This is a genomic window from Vallitalea sp., from assembly GCF_025211055.1.
In the GTDB taxonomy this organism is placed as follows: domain Bacteria; phylum Bacillota; class Clostridia; order Lachnospirales; family Vallitaleaceae; genus Vallitalea.
In genome coordinates this window covers 1-2577 of sequence record NZ_JAOARO010000030.1, presented here as the reverse complement: position 1 = coordinate 2577, position 2577 = coordinate 1, and the positions used below count along the sequence as shown (strand labels likewise).

Annotated in this window: 2 protein-coding genes; both read left to right on the top strand. The window is 28.0% G+C overall.

All coding sequences use genetic code 11. The annotated features are described in order from the left end of the window. The first annotated feature begins 517 nt into the window (after positions 1-517). Positions 518-1501, top strand: a complete 984-nt coding sequence (locus N4A55_RS03755; protein WP_293754168.1) for a hypothetical protein — start codon at positions 518-520, stop codon at positions 1499-1501. A 131-nt stretch (positions 1502-1632) separates the two neighbouring features. Continuing rightward, positions 1633-2130, top strand: coding sequence for a hypothetical protein (locus N4A55_RS03750; protein WP_293754167.1), 498 nt, complete (start codon positions 1633-1635; stop codon positions 2128-2130). The last annotated feature ends 447 nt before the right edge of the window (positions 2131-2577 follow it).

Sequence of the window (2577 nt, the reverse complement as noted above, 5' to 3'; positions counted from 1 at the left end):
ACTATACAAAGGAATGAGTAATCTTAATTATTATGAACATATACTTGAAATAGATACGTTAAAATTGATGGAAAAGAGGGTTAAGTAAAAGCAATTTTTAAAAATAATGCTGTACGTTGTACACACACCTCTTTTTACTTCTATCTTATGATGCTATGACTACACATATGCTATTATATTTATGCAATATATGATGTTATATCGAACATCATATGTAAGTAGATAATCGTTTTTTCGACTTTAATCAATTAATTATATCGAATATTGACTATAATTTATTCAATTGAATAAATTGACATACTATTTAGCCTGTGCTACAATGTGTTTAGATAATTATATCGTTTTTAAGTACTTAAAAAAGCAAATCTACCTACAAATATTAAAATTGGTATTTAAGCTAATCATAAACAGTTTTTAACACTTGAAAAATATTATTTTAATAACAAAAAATATAAGAAGGAATATGTTTGGACACTAATCCATATGTGTATGAACATATTGTACAAGGAGAATATTTATGAGTGTAAAAAGAATAATTAATCTTATACTTATTGTGTGTATTTTGACATTAAATGTATTTAATTCAAACGCTACTGGAGTACAAAATTCAACAAATGAAATTGAAGTAGTACTAAAAGGTGAGAATGGCGAACGAAATATTATCACCTACTCTTACAACGAAGATGGAACTATGACAGGTAAGCAACTTACTAATGGAATTCTTATTGCAGAAGATATCATTGATTTTAAAAATGAAGTGATTAAACACTATGTTTATGAAGATAATATCAATATACTTAACCAGCAGAGTGAAAAAAAGGGGAATTATAAATCTAAGTCCAATGTCATAAATAATAAGAAATTGAAGAAGATGATTTCAATACTAAAAGCAAATAATAAGCTAAGTATTGATAGTAAATTATCAAATTCAGATATGCAAATGCCTATGACCACAAGTGCTACATGGTATTACAATGGAAAGGTAACCTATAATGATTATCCTGATCCATGGGTTGGCTCCATTGAAAGTGAATTATCAACTTGGTATCAGATCACTAATACTGATGATGTAGCATATGTAATTAATGGTGAACAGTATGATATAGTATCCACAATTGTATCAATAACTATTGCTTTTCTTGTTGGGCAGGGATTAGCCGTTTTTGCAAAATTGAGTTCAACTATTTCAAACTTGATTAGTGCTATATTAGGGCATTTCAGTGTTGCAGTTGCAAATGGTAAAATCAAAGATGCTTTTACTGAAACAGTTTCAGTTAATGCAACTTCTTATAAGCTAAAGGCTTACTCACCACATACCTCTGTAACCAAAGATAATTTTGAAGGTGGTAAATACTATGTAAAAACACAATCCAGTTCATATTACCAAGAATATATCTATGATGGATACTACCCTCAATTTATTTCTAAGAAAGATAATGCTGTTGCGTTATGGTTATTTCAAGAATTTTATGCTCATCAATATCCCGGTGTAGACTGGTAAAAAAATATATCCGTTATATTAAACGATGTAGCGGATATTGTCTTTCATTGTATCTAATGATAAGTAGTTGAAGTATAGTAACTAATAAATAATATTGTTATGCGATTTACATAGTTAGATTGGAGAATATTATGAAATTTATGTATCTACTTAAAATAGTACCAGTCATTATTATTTTTGCTTTATTGATATGGGAAGTAACTTTATATAACTATTCATTAGAGCCAATAGATAATATGGTTGGTAGTCGACTGTATATTAAGAATATTGGAGATGTATCAGTAGATTATATTTGGAAAAGAAATGATAAGGTAATTATTGTATACACTAATGAACTTTATAATGATCAGATAGGATATGCATTCTTCAAAGAAGGGATTATTCCTGGCAAGTATAAGGAATATCATAATTTTACTACTGATGGTGATGTCATAAACGAGGCTATTCAAGTAGATAATGTACTAATTTCAATTGTCATAACAAGAGATGAGGTAGTCGAAAAAAACTTTACAATAACAAGAGATTGGACTAGGAGTAATATATTTAGAATTTTGGTGCTTTTTTTACTATATAGTTTTATTACTAGGTCAAAAAATTTTAGAAGATTTAAAAATATCCTTAGTAAATAATTTATCACCTCTGTAGATATAATGTACTTTAGGTGTTCTTACACCTATAACATCAAGTCCCTTGCTCTTAATTGCAACTGATGAACATTAACTACAAAAGCAAATATCAAAAAGTTTATAGAAAAGCAGTTTTTTAGCATTTATAGTTTGATTAATATCTGTAAAATGGGGTTAAATCCCTCCCTTCAGGTGAAACCTTTAGGTCAACTCATGGGGTATAAGTAAACAAGTAATAAAAAATTCTGGTAACAACATTAGATGTGTCATTACAGCTAATCCTGTTAAAGACACATCTGTTTTAATATTGAAGTAAAAAGAGGTGTGTGTACAACGTACAGCATTATTTTTAAAAATTGCTTTTACTTAACCCTCTTTTCCATCAATTTTAACGTATCTATTTCAAGTATATGTTCATAATAATTAAGATTACTCATTCCTTTGTATAGT